This window comes from Nitrospirillum amazonense (genome assembly GCF_007828035.1).
GTDB lineage: Bacteria > Pseudomonadota > Alphaproteobacteria > Azospirillales > Azospirillaceae > Nitrospirillum > Nitrospirillum amazonense.
Window position 1 is genome coordinate 89,192 of the sequence record NZ_VITV01000016.1, and the last position, 20,564, is coordinate 109,755.

The 20,564-nt window shown below is 63.6% G+C and carries 16 protein-coding genes; 9 read left to right on the forward strand and 7 right to left on the reverse strand.

Annotation, left to right across the window (positions count from 1 at the left end; translation table 11 throughout):
- Positions 1-12: 12 nt before the first annotated feature.
- The 5 genes from FBZ87_RS27080 to rhmD all read right to left on the reverse strand — a co-directional run bounded on the left by FBZ87_RS27080 (position 13) and on the right by rhmD (position 5,081).
- Complete coding sequence (locus tag FBZ87_RS27080; RefSeq protein WP_145613696.1) at positions 13-1,251, reverse strand: sugar MFS transporter; 1,239 nt, start codon at positions 1,249-1,251, stop codon at positions 13-15.
- Between the two features lie 71 nt (positions 1,252-1,322).
- Entirely contained in the window at positions 1,323-2,225 is a 903-nt protein-coding gene (locus FBZ87_RS27085; protein WP_145613697.1) for an amidohydrolase family protein, read from the reverse strand.
- 40 nt (positions 2,226-2,265) lie between these two features.
- Complete coding sequence (locus tag FBZ87_RS27090; RefSeq protein WP_145613698.1) at positions 2,266-3,018, reverse strand: SDR family NAD(P)-dependent oxidoreductase; 753 nt, start codon at positions 3,016-3,018, stop codon at positions 2,266-2,268.
- Positions 3,015-3,887, reverse strand: coding sequence for a 2,4-didehydro-3-deoxy-L-rhamnonate hydrolase (locus FBZ87_RS27095; protein ID WP_145613699.1), 873 nt, complete (start codon positions 3,885-3,887; stop codon positions 3,015-3,017). The genes FBZ87_RS27090 and FBZ87_RS27095 overlap by 4 nt, the downstream gene beginning before the upstream one ends.
- Before the next feature lie 12 nt (positions 3,888-3,899).
- Positions 3,900-5,081 (reverse strand): L-rhamnonate dehydratase, encoded by a 1,182-nt coding sequence (gene rhmD, locus FBZ87_RS27100; RefSeq protein WP_246134626.1) that lies wholly within the window; start codon positions 5,079-5,081, stop codon positions 3,900-3,902.
- Between the two features lie 354 nt (positions 5,082-5,435).
- Here rhmD and lra1 point away from each other — a divergent pair, with 354 nt between their 5' ends.
- From lra1 to FBZ87_RS27130, 6 genes are all read left to right on the forward strand, one after another.
- On the forward strand, positions 5,436-6,206 hold the full coding sequence (gene lra1 / locus FBZ87_RS27105) for an L-rhamnose 1-dehydrogenase Lra1 (protein ID WP_145613701.1): 771 nt from the start codon (positions 5,436-5,438) through the stop codon (positions 6,204-6,206).
- 39 nt (positions 6,207-6,245) lie between these two features.
- A complete protein-coding gene (locus tag FBZ87_RS27110) occupies positions 6,246-7,127 on the forward strand; it encodes an alpha/beta hydrolase (protein WP_145613702.1) in 882 nt (293 codons plus the stop codon).
- Between the two features lie 110 nt (positions 7,128-7,237).
- Positions 7,238-7,570, forward strand: coding sequence for a hypothetical protein (locus tag FBZ87_RS27115; RefSeq protein ID WP_145613703.1), 333 nt, complete (start codon positions 7,238-7,240; stop codon positions 7,568-7,570).
- A 272-nt stretch (positions 7,571-7,842) separates the two neighbouring features.
- Positions 7,843-8,979 (forward strand): HlyD family secretion protein, encoded by a 1,137-nt coding sequence (locus FBZ87_RS27120; protein WP_145613704.1) that lies wholly within the window; start codon positions 7,843-7,845, stop codon positions 8,977-8,979.
- Between the two features lies 1 nt (position 8,980).
- On the forward strand, positions 8,981-10,531 hold the full coding sequence (locus tag FBZ87_RS27125; RefSeq protein ID WP_145613705.1) for an MDR family MFS transporter: 1,551 nt from the start codon (positions 8,981-8,983) through the stop codon (positions 10,529-10,531).
- On the forward strand, positions 10,531-11,970 hold the full coding sequence (locus FBZ87_RS27130; protein ID WP_145613706.1) for an efflux transporter outer membrane subunit: 1,440 nt from the start codon (positions 10,531-10,533) through the stop codon (positions 11,968-11,970). Before FBZ87_RS27125 ends, FBZ87_RS27130 begins: the two co-directional genes overlap by 1 nt.
- A 31-nt stretch (positions 11,971-12,001) precedes the next feature.
- Here the strand turns inward: FBZ87_RS27130 and FBZ87_RS27135 are convergent, their stop codons facing one another.
- Positions 12,002-12,913 carry a helix-turn-helix domain-containing protein gene (locus tag FBZ87_RS27135; protein WP_145613707.1) on the reverse strand — a complete coding sequence of 304 codons (912 nt, stop codon included), beginning with the start codon at positions 12,911-12,913 and terminating at the stop codon, positions 12,002-12,004.
- A gap of 130 nt (positions 12,914-13,043) precedes the next feature.
- Between FBZ87_RS27135 and FBZ87_RS27140 the strand changes: the two genes are divergently transcribed.
- On the forward strand, positions 13,044-13,919 hold the full coding sequence (locus FBZ87_RS27140; RefSeq protein ID WP_211107235.1) for a hypothetical protein: 876 nt from the start codon (positions 13,044-13,046) through the stop codon (positions 13,917-13,919).
- Positions 13,920-14,346: 427 nt separating this feature from the next.
- The gene (locus tag FBZ87_RS27145) at positions 14,347-15,327 is read left to right on the forward strand and encodes an alanine racemase (RefSeq protein ID WP_145613708.1); all 981 of its coding nucleotides are present in this window, start codon (positions 14,347-14,349) and stop codon (positions 15,325-15,327) included.
- A gap of 1,125 nt (positions 15,328-16,452) precedes the next feature.
- Here the strand turns inward: FBZ87_RS27145 and FBZ87_RS27150 are convergent.
- Positions 16,453-17,403, reverse strand: a complete 951-nt coding sequence (locus tag FBZ87_RS27150; RefSeq protein WP_145613709.1) for a ThuA domain-containing protein — start codon at positions 17,401-17,403, stop codon at positions 16,453-16,455.
- Positions 17,404-17,769: 366 nt separating this feature from the next.
- Here FBZ87_RS27150 and FBZ87_RS27155 point away from each other — a divergent pair, with 366 nt between their 5' ends.
- Entirely contained in the window at positions 17,770-20,103 is a 2,334-nt protein-coding gene (locus FBZ87_RS27155; protein ID WP_281289018.1) for a TonB-dependent receptor, read from the forward strand.
- The last annotated feature ends 461 nt before the right edge of the window (positions 20,104-20,564 follow it).

Here is a 20,564-nt window from a genome sequence, read left to right on the forward strand (position 1 = left end):
TCACCGGGCGCATCAGGCGCTGTACCGTGCCCCCCGGGCGCCGTACAGGGCGACCACCACGAAACCCAGCGCCGGCAGGATATAAGCCGCCGGGAAGCCGTAGGCCTCGGCGATCAGGCCCATGGGGTAAGGCAGGACGACGCCGCCGCCGATGGCCATGACCATCATGGAGGCGCCGCGCTTGGTATTCGGCCCCAGGCCCTGGACGCCCAGCGCGAAGATGGTCGGGAACATGGTGGACATGAAGAAGAAGACCGCGATCATCGCGATCAACGACACCCGGTCGAGGCCCGCCGCCACGACCAGCGACAGCGCGACATTGATGACCGCGAACAGGGTCAGCAGGACCCGTGGCGAAATCCGTCCCAACAGGGCCGTGGCGACGAAGCGGCCGGCCATAAACAGTACCAGCGCCAGGGACAGCAGATAGGCGGCGCCTTGGGCATCGAGGCCCGCCCAGGTATCGATGGCGACGTTGACGAAAAGCGCGCCGCACCCAACCTGCGCCCCGATGTAGATGGCCTGGGTCAGCACGCCCAGGACGAAGTGGCGATGCTGGTACAGGGGCCGTCCGTCCGCGCCATCGCTGGCGTGCTCCGGCTCCGCGATTTCCGGCAGGTGCGCGCGGCCCACCACCAGAGCGAAAACGGCGATGGCCACGCCGATGATGGCGTAGATCAGCTGGACGTTGTCATGCGCGCCCTCGCCGGCGGCGGTTCCCTTGAAGAACAGGCTGCCGCCGATCAGCGGCCCGATGAAGGTGCCCAGGCCATTGAAGGACTGCGCCAGATTGAGTCGGCGCGACGCCAGTTCAGGGGACCCCAAGACGTTGACGTAGCTGTCGGCGGCGGTTTCCAGACAGGCGAGACCCGAGGCCAGCACGAACATCGACAGCACGAAGGGCAGGAACTGGCCCAGCGATGCGGACGGGATGAACAGCAACGCGCCCAGGGCGGTGACCATCAGCCCAATCAGGATGCCGACCTTGTATCCCACCCGCTGCAGCAGAAGGCCGGCGGGCAGGCTGACCAGCAGGTAAGCCCCGAAATAGGCAATCTGCAGCCAAGTCGACTGCGCCGTGCCCACGTGCAGCGTGTCCTGGAAATGCTTGTTCAGCACGTCCAGCAGGCCATAAGCCAAGCCCCAGATAAAAAACAGGCTGATGGCGAAGGCCAGCGCCGTGCGCAGAACCCGCGGCGCCACCTGATCATGCGCCACCTGCTTATGGACCGATGCTGTGTATACACTCATGAAACTGCCCCTCCCTGGGCGCCGGCGGCTGCCCTTATTGTCACTCTGTCCTAGCGCTTGGGGCGCAGGTGTTAGGCCGCGATGCGGTAGATGCGGGCGGCGTTGCGCCCGAACAGGTCCCGCCGCTCATCCAGCGAGAAGCCACCCAGAATCTGGTGATAGGCGCCCATGACGCGATCGATGTTCCCGAACAGACGGTCCGTGGGAAAATCGCTGGCCACCATGCAGCGGTTCGCGCCGAAGAGATCGATGGTCTCAAGGATCAACGGCCGGATGCTGTCCACCGTCCATCCCCGATCCACCAGGCCGAAGCCCGAAAGCTTCACCGCCGCGTGCGGCAGGGCGGCCAAAGCGCGCATGCCCGCCCGCCAGAAAGCCAAGCCACCCGGCTCATGCAGCAGCGGCATGCCGCAATGGTTCAGGATCAGCGGTATCTCCGGATGGGCCGCCGCCAACTCCGCAGCGGCGGCCAGCTGACCCGGGTAGCATTGCAGGTCGAACGACAGGCCGTGACGGGCCAACCGGGCATAGCCCTGCCGCCAGGCCGGATTGGCCAGTGGATCGTTGCGATTATAGGTCCGGCGCGGATCCAGGTGCCAATTGGCGATGTGCCGGATGCCTCGTACCCGGGGGTAGGCGGCCTGTTGCTCCAGCATCTGTTCGACATCACCGCCATCAAGGGCGGCGAAGGCGACAATGGCGCTGGGCAAGCCGCCCTCCTCCGCCAATTGTTCCAGCCAGGCGGTTTCTTCCAGCGCCTGGGCCGGGTCGGCGCCGGCATCAATATGCACGGCACCGACCGGCGACCATGGGGCCAGTTCTTCCCGGTAGGCGTCAGGCAGATAGGTATGGGCGATGGCTTCGGTGCTGCCATTCGGCCCGTCGTCCGAGAACGGCGGTGTTAGCCAAGCGTACTTGAGCCGATCCAGGTTCCAGAAATGGACGTGGGCATCTACGAACGGAATCGCATCCATCGCCTATCCTCCCTTTGTTCTTAGCCGTCAGAGGAGAAGGCTAGTACGTCGTGCGACCGCCTGAGGTATCGAAGGTCGACGCCGTGGTGAAGCTGCATTCCTCGCTGGCCATGAAGCAGACCATGGCCACGCTCTCCTCCACATGGCCCAGGCGCCCCATGGGAATCTTGGAGCGCATGTAGTCCACCTGGCTCTGCGGCAGCTGGGCCAGGATGGGGCTTTCGAAGGTCGCGGGGGTCAGGCTGTTGACCATCACGCCCTTTCCGGCCAGTTCCTTGCCCAGCGACTTGGTGAAACCCAGAACGCCGGCTTTACTGGCGGAATAGGCGCTGGCGTTGGGGTTGCCCTCCTTGCCGGCCACCGACGCGACGTTGACGATGCGGCCATAGCCGTTGGCCAGCATCAGCGGCACCAGCGCACGGCAACAATAGAACAAGCCGTTCAGGTTGATGTCGATGGTGCGGCGCCAGCTGTCCAGCGGGAACTCGTGCACCGGCACGGTGGCACCGGTGATGCCGGCGGAGGCCACCAGCACGTCCAGCCGTCCGCCAAGCGCCTGGTGGCTGGATTGGGCCGCCGCCGCGACGGCATCGGCATCGGTGACGTCCAGCGCCACGCTGAAGGTGGCGCCCACCTCGTCCGCAGCAGCGGCCAAGGTGTCGGGATTATTGTCCCAGAGGGCGACCTTGGCCCCTTCCGCCACCAGGCGGCGGGCGGTTTCCTTGCCCAGGCCGGAGGCGCCACCGGTGACGATGGCCGTGCGGCCCGCAAAACGATCCTTGAACACGGTCATGCCAGCACCTCATCCCCCAGGTGGCGCCATTCCACCACCTGCTGCCGCTGGGTTCCCAGCTTCGCGATCCCCAAATCCATAACGTCACCCGCCTTGAGGAAGATGGGGGACGGCTTCTTCCCTTCGCCAACGCCCGGTGGCGTACCGGTGATGATGAGGTCACCGGGGAACAGGGTGATGTACTGGCTGGCGTAGACGATGATTTGGCGGACGTTGAAGATCATCGTCCGGGTATTGCCGGTCTGCATGCGCTGACCGTTCACGTCCAGCCACATGCCCAGATCCTGCGGGTCGCCCACCTCATCGGCCGTCACCAGCCAGGGGCCCACCGGGCAGAAGGTGTCGTGGCCCTTGCCCTTGCTCCACTGCGTGCCGCGCTGCTTCTGATTGAAGCGTTCCGACACGTCATTGGCCAGGACGTAACCCGCCACATGATCCAGGGCCTGGGCCTCCTCGACATAGCGGCAGGTCTTGCCGATGACGACGCCGAGTTCCACCTCCCAGTCGCTGTGGGTGGAGTTCCTGGGCAGCATCACCTCATCGTTCGGCCCCGTCAGACTGGACAGGGCCTTGGCGAACATCACCGGCTCGGTCGGGATGGGCAGATTGGATTCGATGGCATGGTCCTCATAGTTGAGGCCGATGGCCACGATCTTGCCGATGCCCCGCACCGGCACGCCATACCGAGGCGTGCCGGGCACGGCCGGCAGGCTGGCCGGATCAACGGCGGACAGACGGGCCAACACGTCGGACGTCAGCGCCGCCGGCGTGATGTCGGCGATGCGGGAGGACAGGTCACGGATGACGCCATCGGCGTCGACCAAGCCCGGCTTTTCTTCGCCGCGGCGGCCAAAGCGACAGAGCTTCATAAGAAATGATCCTTAGTGCGTATAGGGGCGGTGCAGGGTGACGGCGGGGTTGAGCTCCACACCGAAACCGGGCTTGTCCAAGGCCGTGGCCTTGAGGCGGCCATTGACCGGAACGGGCTCGCCCAGCAGCTGGGGATGGAACATGGGCTGAACCTGGTCGGCCTTGGGCGCCATCATCAGGAACTCGGCGAACGGGCTGTTATGCCGGGTGATGACGAAGTGATAGCTGTAGACGCTGGAGCCATGGGGGATGACCATGACGCCCCGGCTGTCGGCCATGGCGGAGATCTTCAGCAGCTCGGTGACGCCGCCACACCAGCCCACGTCGGGCTGGATGATGTCGCAGCACTCCATCTCCATCAGCATGCGGAAGCCCCAGCGGGTGGCCTCATGCTCGCCGGTGGTCACCAGCATGCCGGCGGGGGCGGCCTTCTTCAGGGCGGCATAGCCCCAGTAATCGTCGGGGCTCAGCGCCTCCTCGATCCACTTCAGGCCATATTCCTTGGCCTTGTGGGCCAGGCGGGTGGCGTAGTTCAGGTCCAGCGCCATCCAGCAATCGAACATCAGCCAGAAGTCCTCGCCACACCGCTCCCGCATGGTGGCCAGCTCGGCGATGTTTTTGGCCAGGCCTTCTTCGCCCTCGGCGGGGCCGTGGTGCAGGGGCATCTTGCCACCGATGAAACCCATGCCCTTGGCCAGGTCCGGCCGCGCGCCGGTGGCGTAGAAGCTGAGCTCATCGCGCACGGCCCCGCCGAGCAGCTGGTACACCGGCTCCTGCCGCAGCTTGCCCAGCAGGTCCCACAGGGCGAGGTCGACGCCGGAGATGGCGTTCACCACCAGGCCCTTGCGACCGTAGTACTGGGTCCCGAAGTACATCTGGTCCCAGATCTTCTCATAATCGGTGGGGCTGCGGCCCTCCAGGAAGCGGGCTAGGTGCTTTTCCACGATATAGGCGGCGGGCTCGCCGCCCGTGGTGACGGCGAAGCCGACAGTGCCGTTCTCCGCCTCGATCTCCACCACCAGGGTGCCCAGCACGTTGATGCCGAAGCTCTGCCGGCTTTGCCGGTATTCCGGGTACTTGGCCATGGGCGTGGCGATATGGTCGTCGATCCAGTGGCCATCGCCCTGGTCGTGATAGTCCGCACCGCCGCCGCGCACCACATAGGCGCGCACCTGTTTGATCTTCGGCAGCATCAACCCCTCCCTTGACCTTGCTTCTCGCCCGGCGTTCCCGCGCTTCGCAGGTACCGCCGAGATTGGATATTGCCATATGATGGAATTGTGTTCTATATGATAGAAAAAATCGCGTCAACGGGAAGATGCCCGTAAACAGACCGTGGTGCGATCACGGCCAAGGCAAGAGCCAGAAAGATCCGATCCTCACATTTGTATGGGACGTCAATCGGCAATGATTCTCAGGATTGTGGAAATCCTTAAGAAACAACCACCTAGAGCATCCGCCTTATTGACTTCATAGTCGAGATTCCATGTCTGATAAATTGTCAGCATGACCGAAATCATAGAATTATGACTGGGAGATACTGCACCATGGCAACGCCACTACTCGCCGGAAAGGTCGTTCTAGTGACTGGCGCATCGACCGGCATCGGCCGGGCGGCCGCCATCGGCGCCGCGCTGCACGGTGCCGACGTCGCCATCAACTATCACTCCGACGACGCCGGCGCCGCCTCTTGCGTGGCGGAAATCAAGGCCTTTGGGCGGCTTGCCGTGGCAATCAAGGGTGACGTCGCCGATCCGGCCACCGCCACCGACTTCATAACCCGCGCCTGCGACGCCCTGGGCAAGGTGGACGTTTTCGTCAACAACGCCGGCATCTGCCCCTTCCACGCCTTCCTCGACATGCCGGCAGAGACGCTGGAACGGACGATGCGGGTCAACCTACACGGCGCCTACTACATGGTGCAGGCGGCCGCCAACCGTATGGTGGCTCAGGGGAATGGCGGCTCCATCATCGCGGTGTCTTCCATCTCCGCCCTGGTTGGCGGCGAATATCAGACGCACTACACCCCGACCAAGGCCGGGGTGCATTCCCTGATGCAGTCGGCGGCGATCGCCCTGGGCCGCCACGGCATCCGCTGCAATTCCGTGCTGCCCGGCACCATCCTGACCGAAATCAACAAGGACGACCTGGCGGACGAAGGCAAGCGCACCCGCATGGCCGCCCGCGTGCCTTTAGGCCGTCTCGGCGCGCCTGAGGACCTGGCCGGCCCCATCGTCTTCCTGGCGTCGGACCTGGCCCGCTATGTCACCGGCGCCGCCCTGCTGGTGGACGGTGGCGCCTTCGTGAACCTGCAGTAAGCCCGTCTCATGCTCGCCCGGACACGATACGCCCTCCTGATGGGCGCACTCATTTCGGCCATGGCCGCCAACGCGCCCGCCGGCGCGCAACAGGCCGCTCCCCCAGCCAACCCCAACGCCATCATTCTTGGCACCGGTGGTGTCGAGAATGGCGCCGCTGAAGAAATTTGGTATGGCCGTGGGGTGCAACTGGCGGTGCGCAATGTCACCCAGTCGACCCTTACGCCCGTGCTGCCGGACAAGGACAAGGCCACCGGTGCCGCCGTTATCGTCGCGCCCGGCGGGGCCTACCGTGTCCTGTCCATGAATAACGAGGGCTGGTCGATCGCGCACTGGCTGGCGGATCATGGCGTCGCCGCCTTCGTCCTCAAGTACCGGCTGATCCCGACCCCCGCCGACCCGCCGGCGTTCGCCAAGCTCATGACGAGCCGCTTGGCCGAGATGGCCCAGGCACCGGCCGGCACCCCTTGGCCGGCGTTCCCCCCCGCGGTGGAGGACGCCGAAGCAGCCCTGAAGCTGGTACGCACCCACGCGGCCGATTGGGGCGTGGATCCTGGACGCGTCGGACTGATGGGATTTTCCGCCGGCGCCCGGACCATACTTGCCGTCACCTTGCGGGCCACGCCGGACAGCATGCCTGCCTTCATCGCACCCATTTATGGACCGATGAACGCCGAGACCGTGCCCGAGAAAGCCCCGCCCCTGTTCGCCGTGATGGCCATCGATGATCCGCTGCTGTCCAAGACGGATTTCGGCCTCATCCAAAGCTGGCGCCAAGCGCACCGGCCCGTGGAACTCCATGTCTATCAAAAGGACGGGCACGGCTTCGCGGCCGGCAATCCGGGAACGACGGCGGCGGCCTGGCTGGACTCGTTCCTGCTGTGGCTGCGCATGAACAAAATTCTGCCGCCGTCCACCTGAGTCACTTCACATGGTCGTGGACAAAGCGCCCGGCCTATATTAGAACGTCACCGTTCGTTTTAATCCGACAGCAGCCCGCCGCAGGGATGCCAAAACACTGGGAGATCGCCATGTCGTTTCTGAAATACACCGCCCTCGCCATCGCGGTCGCCGCTGCCCCGCTAAGCCACGCCGCTTTCGCCCAGTCGGCCGCGCCGGCCGCTGCTGCGCACGCCGCCCCGGCCCATTACAGCACCGCCGAAACCGAAATCGGCAAGCTGCTGGATGATCCGGCCGCCAAGGCGCTGCTGGACAAGTACATCCCCGGCATGACCAGCAACGACCAGATCGACATGGCCCGCGCCATGACCCTCAAGGATATTCAGCAGTATTCGCCGGACCAGGTGAATGACAAGGTCCTGGCGCAACTGGACGCTGAATTCGCCAAGATTCCGGCGAAGTAACCAGCGTAGTGTCGCCTCGGCGACATTGTTCTTCTCTCCGATTCATAACTCGGCAAGGTCGTGGACACCCACGGCCTTGCTTTTTCTTTGCCATTGCGCCTCCGGGCCCGACCCGGCCAAGCATCCTTATAATGATACGATATCGTTCGATTAAACTTTCCATTTGCCGTCGCACCTGATAGGAAATCCCCACAAGGCCGCGCCGTGAAAACGGGCAATCCGGTTTCACCTTTTCCGCTCTGCGCGCCATCCTCCGTCAGCCGAAGTCCACCATGGCAGAGACCGCCCCTGGGTCGCCGACACCCGCCCCGCCCCCCGCTCGCCGCGGTGGACGTTTTCTATCCACCATCCTGATCACGACCTTGGTGGGCGCGGCCGGCGCCGGCTATGCCTATCATCAGGTCCAGGGGCGCTATTTCCAGGAAACGGATGACGCCTACGTCCACGCCGATGCCATCGTCATCTCATCCAAGGTTGCCGGCTATGTCGCCGAGGTCCTGGTGGAGGATAACGCCGAGGTTCAGGCCGGCCAGCCGCTGCTGCGGATCGACCCCCGTGACTATCGGGCCCAGGTGGCCCAGTCCCAAGCCCAGGTCGCTGTAGCCAAGGCCAACGCCGAGAACATCCGCGCCTCGATGGCGGAGCAGATCGCGGCAATCGAACGCGCCCAGGCCCAACTGGATGCCGCTGAAGCACGGGCGATTTTCGACCGCAGCCAAATCATACGGTATGAGCCTTTGGCCAAATCCGGCGCCGAACCGGCTGAGCGCCTGGCCCAGCTGCGCCAGACCGCCAGCGCCTCAGCGGCCGACGTGACAGCCCAACGGGCCGCCTTGAGCATGGCCCAGCGTCGGAGCGCCACGCTCAAGACCCAGTTGCAGCAGGCGATGGCCCAGGCGGACGCGGCCCAGGCGCAGCTGGACGCCGCGGCCGTCAATCTGGAGGCCACACTGATCCGCGCGCCGGCGGCCGGCCGGGTGGGGGACAAGACGGTCATGCTGGGGCAGTTGGCCCAGCCCGGAACACGGCTGCTGTCCATTGTCCCGGCGGACAAGGTCGACATCGAGGCCAATTTCAAGGAAACGCAGATCGGGCTGATGCGGCCGGGCCAGCCAGTGAAGATCACGGTCGACGCCCTCAGCGGCCAAGAGTTGAGCGGACGGGTGGCCAGCATCGCGCCTGGCACGGGCGCCCAGTTCTCCTTGCTTCCGCCCCAGAACGCCACCGGCAACTTCACCAAGATCGTCCAGCGCGTGCCGGTGCGCATCATCCTGGAGGCCGGGCCTGAAACCCGGCAACTGCTTATCCCCGGCCTGTCGGTAACAGCGACCGTCGATACCCGCGGAGCCAAGGATGTGCCGGCCCGCATCGACCGCGAGCAGCGATCCGCTGTCCGGCAGGGCACCTGACATGGTGACCGCGCAGGACACGGCGGGCCGCACCAACGCCGACCTCACGGCCTGGCTGGCGGTCGCGGCCGGCACGCTGGGCGCCTTCATGGCCACCCTGGACGTTTCCATCGTGAATTCCGCCCTGCCCACGATCCAGGGGGAAATTGGCGCGACGGGCACGGAGGGCACCTGGATCGCCACCGCCTATCTGGTGGCGGAGATCATCATCATTCCCCTGACCGCCTGGTTGGAGCAGCTGCTGGGCCTCCGGCTCTTCCTGCTGGGGGCCACGCTGCTGTTCACCGGCTTCTCCGTCCTCTGCGGTATTTCTTCCAGCCTCCCGGTCATGATCGTCGGCCGCATCGGCCAGGGGCTTACCGGCGGGGCCATGATCCCCACAGCGATGACCATCATCGCGACCCGCCTGCCCCGGCACCAGCAACCCATCGGCAGCGCGCTGTTCGGCATCACCGCCATCCTCGGGCCGGTGATCGGCCCCCTGATCGGTGGCTGGCTGACGGAGAATATCAGCTGGCATTACGCTTTCTTTCTCAATCTCCCGGTTTGCACCGCCCTGGTCCTATTGTTGCTGCTGGGCCTCCCGCGCCAAGGCATGAGGCTGGATCGGCTGCGCGAGGCCGATTGGTTGGGGATCATCGGCCTGACCCTGGGCCTGGGCGCCCTCACCGTCCTGCTGGAAGAAGGACAACGCGAACTGTGGTTCCAGTCGCCCCTCATCCTCCAGATGGCCTTGTTGGCGACCTTGGGCTTCGCGCTGCTGATCGTGGGGCAGGTCACCGCCCCACGGCCGGTCATCCATCTTGGACTGCTGCTGAACCGTCAGTTCGGGTCGGTGGCGATGATGGGCATGGTGGTGGGCATGGTAGTCTACGGCAGTTCCTATGCCATCCCGCAGTTCCTGTCGGTGATCGCCCAGTACAACGCGCTGCAGTCCGGCACCATCGTCCTGATCTCCGGCATTCCCAGCCTGCTGCTGATGCCCTTCACACCCTGGATGGTGCGCGTCCTCGATATCCGCGCGGCCCTGGCCGCAGGCTTATTGATGATTGTGGCCAGCTCCTTCCTGGACACCGATCTCTCCTCCGCCTCGACCGGTGGCGGCTTCGTCTTTTCGCAGCTTCTGCGCGGTGCCGGCACCATCTTCGCCTTCCTGTTCCTGAGCCAAGCCGCCATCACTTCGGCCCCGGCGGAATACACGGGCGACGCTTCCTGCCTGTTCAACGCGGTGCGCAACCTGGGTGGTTCTTTCGCCTTGGCTGGCATCAGCGCCGTCCAGGACCAACGCACCTGGTTGCACAGCCGGCGGCTGGAGGAGGCGCTGCACGCCAACGGCCTTATGGTGCAGGAATGGCTGGCCGGGCTGGCCCGCATCACCGGCAGCCGCGGCGGCGCCCTGGAGATGGTCTCCAGCCAGGTCCAGCAGCAGGCCCTGACCATGACCTACAACGACCTGTTCTGGCTGCTGGGCGTGGGCTCGGCCTGCGTGCTGCCCCTGGTCCTGTTCCTTAAACCCCTACCCAAGGGCGCCGCGCTGGCGGCCATGCACTGATGCGCACCTTCCCGCTTCCCCTCATCGCCTTGGCCTTCGTCGCCGGCTGCACCGTCGGCCCTGATTATGCGGGCCCGCCCGAGCTGCCTGGCAACCTGACCGCCGCCGGGATGTTCCATCGCCAGGGCGATACCGCTTCCCTTGCCCGCGCGCCCATCGCGGCTTGGTGGGAGACGCTGGCCGACCCCGCGTTGACGGCACTGGTGCAGCAGGCGCTACGCGCCAGCCCCACCCTGGCAGCGGCACAAGCCAAGCTGCAAGGCGCCAGGGCTGGACTGGCCCGGCAGCAGGCGGATGGCATGCCCAAGGCCAGCGCCCAAGCGCTGTACCTCCATACCCATACGCCCAGCGACCTGCTAGGCGGCACGACCGAAACCTCGACCGACAGCGATTTCGTCAATATTGGTTTCGACGCCGCTTGGGAAGCCGATCTGTTTGGCGGCCACCGGCGTGCGGTGGAAGCCGCCGGCGCGCAAGCCGAAGCCAGCCGATACGATCTGGGCGATGCCCAGATCAGCCTGGCGGCCGAAGTCGCCCGCGCTTATGTCGGCCTGCGCAGCGCCCAGGAACGGCATCGCCTTACCCTGCGGTCCATCGGACTGCTGGAGGAAATGCTGGCGCTGTCCCGCCAGCGCCAGTCCGCCGGAACCGCTCCTGCCATTGCGCTGACGCCCCTGCTGGGCCAACTCGCCACCGCGCAGGCCGATGAGGCCGAATTGGCCACCGAGGTGGAAGGATACCTGGATCAACTCTGCCTGCTCACCGGCCAGGTGCCGGGTTCTCTGGATACGAGCCTGGGTAGCGACGCTCCTGTTCCCCTGCCCCCTGCCGAGGTAGCGGTGGGCGATCCGGCCCAACTGCTGCGCCACCGGCCTGACATTCGCGTCGCCGAACGGACGCTGGCCGCCGCCACCGCGCAGATCGGCGTGCGGGAGGCTGACAAGTTCCCGCGGGTGAGCCTGCGCGGCCTGGTGGGCCTGGGTGGCAACGGACTGGCGGCCCTCACCCATGTCGGCAACACGGTTGCCCTTGGAACGCCGTCGCTCAGCTGGACTTTCCTGGACTTCGGCCGGGTCACCGCCGCGGTGGACCAGGCCACCGCCGAGCGGGACGCAGCGGAGGCCCAATATCGCGCCACGGTTCTGAAGGCATTGTACGAAGCCGAAAATGCCCTATCGCACTTTGGTGGACAGCGGCGGCAACTGGCGCGGGTAGCAACCGCCGAAGCGGCCGCTGCTGAGGCGGTGGATCTCACCCGGCAGCGCGCCACGCGGGGCACGGCCAGCCGCCTGGACCTCCTCGATGCGGAGCGCCACCAGACCCAGGCCCTCATCGCGACAGCCCAAGCCACGGCGGCGCTGACGCTGGATTACGTGGTCTTGCAGAAGAGCCTGGGCCTGGGATGGAGCGAGACCCAGGCGACCGCCCAAGCATTATAAGGACGGGGTCATTCGGTGGACGGTCGCAGCGTCAGCCACGCTTGTGCCGCTTCATATACTGCTTGGGCGTCATGCCGATCGCTCTGCCGAACGCCACGCAGAAGCTGCTGGGTCCTGAATAACCCAAGCGGTGCGCGATCTCCTTGAGCGTCAGATCGGTATCGCACAGCAGGCTCTTGGCCTTCGCCATCCGCACATCCGCCACGAAGTCCCCGATCCTCCTGCCGGTCGAGGCCTTGAACGCGCGCGAGAGGTGCCGGGGGCTGATCTCGCACAGAGCCGCCAGTTCCTTGAGCGGCGGGTGGTGATCAACCATGCCCTCGACATAGTTGGTCAGACGCCGCAGTTGCCAACCAGCTAAGGCGCTTTCCGCCAACATCTCGTCGCGCCCGGCATCGCCCAAGTAGCGACCGAGTTCGATAAGGGAGACCTCTGCCAGGGTGGCGACCAGCCTCTCGCGACCGGGCTGGGCCTCGGTCAGCTCTTTCAGAAGCCGGTACAGATCACGGCGAATAGTAGGCGCCCGGATGTCTATGGCGGCTGAAATCTGCCGTTCCGACCAGGGGCCGCTCAGGCCGCTCGCCTGCTCGAACCACGGCGACGGGAACATGCAATAAAGGCCGCGATACTGCTCCGCCCCACCGGGCGCCTCAACACGAAGCCGGGCGCCACGCGGCACGAAGATGACATCGCCAACCGGCGCCCAGGCTCCCGGCTTGCCCGTCGCATCCAGGAAGCTGCAGCGTGAGAAGCGGACCTCGGGCGTCAGCGACATGCTGAGGGTATGGGCATCGGCTTCAAACTCTCCCTCGAAGGGAGAGGGTTGCCGATACGTCTGGACTTCAAAGGTCCCCTCACCAAGTGCCAGGGCCGCATCCACGCTGTAGGGAATTGGAGAGACCATCTTGGGCCCATCGCTTTGTCGCTTACCGTCGGTAGCCATCTAAAAAGAAATGGCCATTTCGAGAAATGAATACCGAAAGGCCCTGGCATCCCTCCGGTCTACCTTATCGGCACCCTGACCGGTGGACAACACGGGTCGGCAGAAAAATCGACTTGGGAGGGAAAATCACGTGTCCGAACTTAATTATTCCGACTACACGCATGATTTCATGGGAAAAGTCGGCAACATCGAGGACTTTTCGCGCGACTTTCTCGCCGAGTTGGCGCGCATTTTCGAAGACACGCTGCACTTCCAGTATTACGCGCACACCGCCGTGTATTCAAAGAAGGTTGGGGTGAACGCCGCATGGGACGTGGCGGCGCAGATGTCTCGCGGCCCACTTCGTCAGTCCATGCCGATGGCCCGCTTCATCGCCCCCGAAGGCTGGGATTGGAAGAGCGCGCAATACCAAGCCAAGCCTTTCGACATCCAAAGCAGCGACCTGGCCAAGCCGGCCCTGATCCGGCTCATCCAGAGCTACTGGGACCAGTACCTGAAGGCGCACAACTATTGGATCGACATCTGGGTCAAGTCCATTCCCGAGGAAGAGGTGTGGAATGGTCTGCCCGAAGTCTACGAACACATCATCGCGTACCAATACCCGAAGCTTGCGAAACTCTTCAAGATCGAGCCGATTCACGTCGTCGACTACCTGAAGATGGCCGTCCTCAGTATCGACGGCACGCTGGGCTACGGTGGCGAATATATCGTCATCAATCCGGACTACATCGTCCTGAACCTGAATCGCTGCGAGGTGATGCAGAAATACATGGACGAGGGGCTGTACCCGCCGGACCGGGCCTGGCGGAACTGCACCTTCGAGCAGCGGATTTCCGCGCCCTTCTTCCCCGGCTGCAAATTGGAGATCAAGCTGCCGCCGCCAGACCTGAAAATCCCCCAGGGCCATCCCTTTTGCGTGTGGATCTACACCCGGGGGGATCAGACGGCGGCCGGGTACAAGCCCCTCCCGCCGCAGCCGCAATTCCAATTCAACTCGGCGGAATAAGCGGCACCTGGGATGCCCGCAGCATGGTGGGCGTGCTTGACGGACTGGTCGAAGCCGAGAGATCCGGGTGCGACGTGGCGATCATTGCCTGCGGTGGTGATCCCGCGTTGCAGCCGGCGCGTGACCTGGTTTCCATGCCGTCATCGGCCTGACCGAGAGTGCAATGCACATCGCTTGTTCTCTCGGTCACCGTATCAAGGTCGGCACGATGGACGATGCCTCCATCGCTCTGATCGAGCGTAACTGCTGAGCGATTTGGCTGCGATCACGTTGAGGGCCGCATGAAACCGAACCATGTCAATACACCGCTGATCGGCGTGACAGGATCAAGGGGGATGCTGAGTACGCCAGCCCTTGTGCTGGACCTCGATCGGTTCGAAGCGAATTTGCGCCTGATGATGGACTTGGCGCGGCGCCATGGCATGGCATGGCAATACGGCCGCACGCCAAGACCCATAAATGCGTGGAGATTGCCCGCCGCCAGCTGGCGGCGGGAGCCATCGGCCTATGCTGCGCGAAGCTGGGCGAAGCCGAAACCTTCGTTCGTCACGGCATGGGCTACCTTTTGTTGACTTCGCCCATCGTGACGGCGGCTGGCATTCAGCGGCTGATGGGCCTGATACGGACGGCACCCGAGACCATGGTGGTGGTCGATGACGCCCGCAATGTCATGGACCTCGCCGCCGCTGCCACCGCCAGTGGAGTCCGCTTGCGCGTGCTGGTTGACCTGGACGTAGGCTTGAACAGGACCGGGGTCGCCAGCGTTGAAGAGGGCGTTGCGTTGGCCCGACTGGCGCACGAGGCCGCTAGCCTGGATTTTCGGGGCATGCAGGCCTATGCCGGTCATGCCATGCACATCGTCGGCCGGGAAGCGCGTCACACCGAGCTGACACGGGCCGCCGAGTTGACATGGCGGCTCCGGCGGGCGCTGACGGCTGCCGGCCTGATCCCAGCCATCGTCACCGGCGGCGGCACCGGCAGCGCTGATGCCGACGTCGCAGCCGGCGTGCTGACCGAACTGCAAGTCGGATCCTACATTCTCATGGACAGGGAATATCAGGATGTGTGGCAAGACGCGGGCGAACGCCCGCCCTTCGATTGCGCTTTGTTTTTGCAGACGACCGTCATCAGCGCCAACCGGCCCGGTCAATGCACGACCGATGCCGGCTGTAAGGCCTTCGCCACCGATGCCGGCGCCCCCCGTATCGTTGCCGGGGCGCCCCCAGACGCACGGTACGATTTCTTCGGCGACGAGCAGGGGCGGGTGACATTCGCCCGGACTGAAGATCGGCTGTCCCCTGGCGCCGTCCTGACCTGCATGACGCCGCACTGCGACCCCTACGGTAAACCTGCACGATATATTGCATGTGGTGCAGGGCGACCGGTTGGTCGACATCTGGCCCCTTGAAGCACGCGGGTGCGGGCAATGACGTCGCGCAATGCTTTGAACCAAGCCGCACTTGGCGGCGTTGCCGCCAAGTGCGGCTTCGCGCGCGAGGATCAATGTAACATTGACAACATCTGCTCCATCTAGGAGAGGAACGACGCGAACTTCAGCCACACCAATGGTGGTCACGTCGCCGCTTTCATCCGCCCTATGGACATGCTGTCCATCGACTTGGTGAAGGTGCCGATGGTCGCCATGATCGTCTCTTGAGATATTCCAAGGCTCCCGTCGCAGCCTCGACGGTGATCCCGTGCCCCGAGTGCCATGCCATCAGACTCCTGGAGGCAGTGACCGAGCTAGTAGCGGCCGTACCTGCTCGGTTCTCTGAAGTCGCACCTGCCCTTTAGGAATAGTGGATTCCGGTTCGAGACCCTCAATCGTAGTTGGTCCAACGAAAAAATCTGTTGGTATTTGTGTTGGTATGGTGCAGGCAACGACCCAATTTCCCATTCAATCACAATGCATTATAAATTCATCCGAGTCCCTCCCTGGAGCCAATAGGGCCCCCGGAACCGCAAGGTTCCGGGGGTTTTTCTTTGCCTAATGGCCACCATCTCCTTAATTACATGATATTTCTGGTACGTCGTCGCACCGGGTCGTTGGCGAGCGCAGGTGGTCCAACGAGGGTCGCTGTACGAAATTGTTGGTATCCTGGCTGTACCGACGTCGCCGCGTTGGTATCCTTGGCTGTCACTGGACAGGTGATGGCCATGGCCCTTAACGACTTGAAACGTCGCGTGCTTCGGCCCACCGGCAAGCTCAAGAAGCTTTCGGGGGTCGGCGGTCTGTAAATCATCAAGATAAATGACCTTGCTGATTTCAATAAAATCAGACGGTTGCTCTTTTTTACTTCTTCAACTGCCTTGGTACGTTGCCTCACCTTTCCCAAGAGGCCCACTTCGATGCCGGTTCACACTTGGCGGATAGATCGACTGGGGCTTCCTGGAACAACGCCTGGGCGGGGTCTATCGCGACGACCTGGCCCTCCCGCTTAAGCTGGCGTCAGACCTTGCGTACGCCATGGACGGCCAGCCTACGCGCATAAGTGTGCCCAACCCCCTAGATCCGAAGGGGTTGGGCACCCATTCAGTGGGTCGGAAAGTCCTTGGCCTCTTCCAGTACCGGCAGCGTGACGGCACCGCTGGCGGCCCATTCGGTTCCCCGGAGCACCAAAGTCTGCAAACCTGCGAAATGCAGTGAAACCTCGTCGTGCCCCAGCGTGATCGAGAAGACGCGCCCTTTGCCATAGTCCGCCGTCCAGACCTGTGGATGGTCGGCGTCCATGCCTTTCATCGCCTTGAGCTTATCAGGAGTATAGGCCGCGACTGGATATTTCGGCCCGGCCAGTTCGGGGGCGTAGCTGGCCGAGGAATCGTGGGCCGTGGCCAACACGTGGATCTTCGCCTCGGGATCCATCTGCATGTTGGTGTACATGTCGTCGTTGTACGTCCAGATATATTCCCGCATCCCCTGGGTGATGGGATTGGTGCGATCGACGATGTGGACCGGGAAGGCACCAGGCGGTGACCGGCGGCTGTCATGCGGAGTCATCACCGCACCGATCAGCTTCCGATACTCTGGAATGTCTCGGCCCCAGGTGAAGGACGAGTGATAGGCGACCAGGCCGCCGCCCTGACGCACATAGTCATAGAGGGCTTTGAAGGCCTGGTCGGACCAGAGGTGCTGTGAGGCGTCTGCATAATTCCACCGGCTTGAATAGTTCAGCAGCACGACATCATAGGCCTTGAGCATTTCCAGCGTGCCCTGGTCGAAGTCCTCCGTCACTCGGACGTCGAAGCGTCCGGTGTCCTGCATCAGGGTGCGCAGCATGTTGTTCACGCCGGTCCAGTCATGCTCATAGCTGTTTTGGCCGCTGATAATCAGCACCTTGAGGCGCTTCTCCGCCGGGTTTACCGGGATGGCCACGCGCTGCACGGTTTCAGGGGGCCGATAGTTGATCGTCACGATGACTTGCGCGCTGGCGGTCGTCGCCACCAGCGTCAGCGCCGCGATCTTCAGAGCCTTGCCTACATTCATGATTTTTCCTCCCGGAATGGTTGATTGCCTCACCGCCATCAGGTACCCGCGGCGGTTCTAAGTTGTCTGCCCTCCATGGGTTTGTCTATATAGAATTAATGTTCTCATTATAATGTAAGGGCGCCGCTAGGGCCATCCCGGCTTTAAACGGGCGAACCGCGCCTAACCGGCTGACCGAAAGCATTTTCGCGTGGCCGAAGAGGCTGAGAGGCCTTAAATCGCTTTCCCGTCAGGGGAGGAATGTGGAAGCCCTTGACAGGAGGCGCAGCATTTTAGAAATTAGAATTCTAATTTCATGGTTCGGAAAGCGCATTGCCGTCGAACCATTACGCAAAAAAAACCGGGGAGGGATTGCCTATGTCGAAAATGTTCCTGAGAGGCATTTTGCTGATCGGCGCGTGTGGCTGCGTCCTGAACACGGCCGCCCGCGCACAGAGCGTGCCGACGGCCGACAGCGATATTCTTCAAGAAGTGATCGTCACCGCGCAGCACCGTGCAGAGAACGTGCAGGATGTTCCGATTGCCATGTCCGTGGTTTCGGGTGAGGCGCTGGCACAGAAGGGCGTGACCGATTTCACGTCGATGCAGAAGCTGGCGCCATCGCTCAACATCACCAACGACACCAACAACACCCGCGTCAGCGTGCGCGGCATCGGCACGCTCAGCAATAACGAAGCCCAGGACCAGTCCATCGCCGTCAATATCGATGGCGAGTACATCAACCGCCCCACCATTCTGAACGCCGCGATCTTCGACGTCGATCGCGTGGAGGTGTTGCGCGGCCCCCAGGGCACGCTCTATGGGCGGAACACCACGGGCGGTGCCGTGAACTTCATTACGCGCAAGCCCGGCGATACCTGGGGCGGGAACGCGGCGGTGACCTACGGCAACTACGACCAGGTCATTGTCGAGGGCGGCATCGACATCCCGCTCGGTAACGTGGGTGGTCTGCGCATCTCTGGCGTCCACCGCTCGCACGACGGTTATGACGAGCATACCAATACGCCATTCAGCCCGACCTCGGCCTATATCCCCAGCAACGCCAACCGCAGCGACACCGACGACACCAACGCTGGCCGTGTCACCTTGGTCCTGAAGCCGGTGGAGGGCTTGACCGTCCAGGCAGCGGTGGAGCGCATCGTGCAGGACATCATCCCGGCCTCCCAGGCCTGGGCCGATATGACCAGCGCGCAGAACAACCCCGGCACCAGCACCACCACCTGTGGCAACGGCTGGGTATCGGCGGGCACCGCGGGCGGCAGCGTGGCCTGCATACCGCAGAACACCCATGCCCTGTCCGGCATCAATCGCCATACCTATGATTCACCGCTGATGGGCGTGGGCTGGCTGCAACAGCATTCCACCGCGGCGCGCGGGCAGATCGCCTATGATTTCGGGCCGGCCACGGTGACCTACACCGGCGGCTACCGCACCACGGCAGACACCAACGTCCTGACCTTGGCGCCTGCCTTCCTCTTCACGCACTACAACGAGACGGTGGAAACCCAGAGCCACGAGTTGCGTTTCAATGGCGTGTGGGACGGTGTGCTGTGGCAGGGCGGCGCCTTCTATTTCCGTGAGTTGCAAGCCACGAATGGCGGTCTCTACACGCCCTTCGTCGGCGACAAGGGCTCCTACGTGAACTACTTCCAGCACCCGACCGACAGCCGCAGTTGGTCCGGCTTTGGGCAAGTCGAGGTGCCGCTTTTCGATGCGCTGACCGCCGTGGTCGGCGGCCGCTACACGTCGGATGTGCGTACGGCCACCTTCGCGAATTTCAATCCGTTCTACTATGTCTTCTCCGGCGGCACCGGCGCCTACAACACCGGCCCGACGGACCTGTCCGGCATCGCCAGCTCGATCGGCGCCAGCCGGTTGCCGCTGCATTACGAAGGCAGCAAGTTCACCTGGCTGGCTGGCTTGAACTACAAGCTGGACGCCGATACACTGATCTACGGCAAGGTTTCGACCGGCTTCAAGGCCGGCGGCTTCGACGGGACGGGAAATTCGTTCCGGCCGGAGACCAACACGGCGTACGAGGGCGGCGTGAAGCTGACGCGCGGCGACAACAGCCAGTACACGCTGGACGTCGCCGGCTTCTATTACGACTACAAGGACCTGCAGAACGACGTGCTGCTCAATCCCGCCGCCGGCGCACAGACCTTCAATGCCGGCAAGGCGACCATCTATGGCATCGAAGTGGAGGGCAAGGTGCGGCCGACCCGCGACGACACCATCTCCGCCTCGGTGAACTGGCTGCACGCGACATACGACAAATTCCTCGGCAGTGTCAGTTATTACAATGAATCAGGCACCGAGGCGCCGACCATCGACTTGTCCGGCAATCGCCTTCCCCAGGCGCCCGAATGGGTGCTGACATTGGGCTACGACCACGTCTTCCATCTCGGCACTGCCGGCAGCCTTACGGCGTCGGCCTATACGCGATATAAGGGCGACTACTATCTCGACTTCTACAATTACAACGACTCCCATCAAGTCGGGCATACCGAGACCGACCTAAGCATGACTTACAAGCCTGAGAGCAAGGCCTACAGCGTTCAGCTGTATGTGCACAATCTGGAGGACTACCGGTCCCTTGCCTACGCCGGTAACACCGTTGTCCCCGGCCAAGCGAATATCTGGAACTGGCAGTTCGGCCCGCCGCGTACCTTCGGTGTCCGCGCATCGGCCGACTGGTAAGCAATCCCTCCCGTTGCTCCCGGTCCTCTTCTCACCCGGCGCCGCCTCCCTGCGGCGCCGGGCTTTCTTTTGGTTCATCGCGGAACACCGGGGCATCGGAAGAGCGAGGCAACAGACTGAAACAGCTGAAGAAAGTAGCAGAGGAGTTGGGCTCCGACGAGTGCCGGCCGGGACCCGGCCTCTATACAATTTCTGCTGATTTGTCAGGCTGTTGAGTGCGAGCAAGCTCGGGGGCCCTTTCGGCGCCGGTTTACAGTGGGGCTGGGCCTTATGCGGCAGCGGCCCGCAAGAAGGCGCCCATGCTGGCCGCACAACAAAAAGCCCCGCCAGATCGCTCCAGCGGGGCTTTTTGTTGTGCGCTCGACCTCAGAAGCTCCAGCTGGCGCGCAGGACGCCGCCGTGGCTTTGGTAGTCGTGGCGGTATTCGCCGTTGTACTCCAGGCGCAGGCTGAAGGCTTCGC

Excerpts from the sequence above, each read along its gene's own strand:
- FBZ87_RS27080 (WP_145613696.1), bottom strand. The coding sequence starts at position 1,251 with ATGAGTGTATACACAGCATCGGTCCATAAGCAGGTGGCGCATGATCAG.
- FBZ87_RS27135 (WP_145613707.1), bottom strand. The coding sequence starts at position 12,913 with ATGGCTACCGACGGTAAGCGACAAAGCGATGGGCCCAAGATGGTCTCT.
- FBZ87_RS27115 (WP_145613703.1), top strand. The coding sequence starts at position 7,238 with ATGTCGTTTCTGAAATACACCGCCCTCGCCATCGCGGTCGCCGCTGCC.
- FBZ87_RS27125 (WP_145613705.1), top strand. The coding sequence starts at position 8,981 with ATGGTGACCGCGCAGGACACGGCGGGCCGCACCAACGCCGACCTCACG.
- FBZ87_RS27150 (WP_145613709.1), bottom strand. The coding sequence starts at position 17,403 with ATGAATGTAGGCAAGGCTCTGAAGATCGCGGCGCTGACGCTGGTGGCG.
- FBZ87_RS27145 (WP_145613708.1), top strand. The coding sequence starts at position 14,347 with ATGGCAATACGGCCGCACGCCAAGACCCATAAATGCGTGGAGATTGCC.
- FBZ87_RS27095 (WP_145613699.1), bottom strand. The coding sequence starts at position 3,887 with ATGAAGCTCTGTCGCTTTGGCCGCCGCGGCGAAGAAAAGCCGGGCTTG.
- lra1 (WP_145613701.1), top strand. The coding sequence starts at position 5,436 with ATGGCAACGCCACTACTCGCCGGAAAGGTCGTTCTAGTGACTGGCGCA.
- FBZ87_RS27155 (WP_281289018.1), top strand. The coding sequence starts at position 17,770 with ATGTTCCTGAGAGGCATTTTGCTGATCGGCGCGTGTGGCTGCGTCCTG.
- FBZ87_RS27090 (WP_145613698.1), bottom strand. The coding sequence starts at position 3,018 with ATGACCGTGTTCAAGGATCGTTTTGCGGGCCGCACGGCCATCGTCACC.
- FBZ87_RS27110 (WP_145613702.1), top strand. The coding sequence starts at position 6,246 with ATGGGCGCACTCATTTCGGCCATGGCCGCCAACGCGCCCGCCGGCGCG.
- FBZ87_RS27130 (WP_145613706.1), top strand. The coding sequence starts at position 10,531 with ATGCGCACCTTCCCGCTTCCCCTCATCGCCTTGGCCTTCGTCGCCGGC.
- FBZ87_RS27120 (WP_145613704.1), top strand. The coding sequence starts at position 7,843 with ATGGCAGAGACCGCCCCTGGGTCGCCGACACCCGCCCCGCCCCCCGCT.
- rhmD (WP_246134626.1), bottom strand. The coding sequence starts at position 5,081 with ATGCTGCCGAAGATCAAACAGGTGCGCGCCTATGTGGTGCGCGGCGGC.
- FBZ87_RS27085 (WP_145613697.1), bottom strand. The coding sequence starts at position 2,225 with ATGGATGCGATTCCGTTCGTAGATGCCCACGTCCATTTCTGGAACCTG.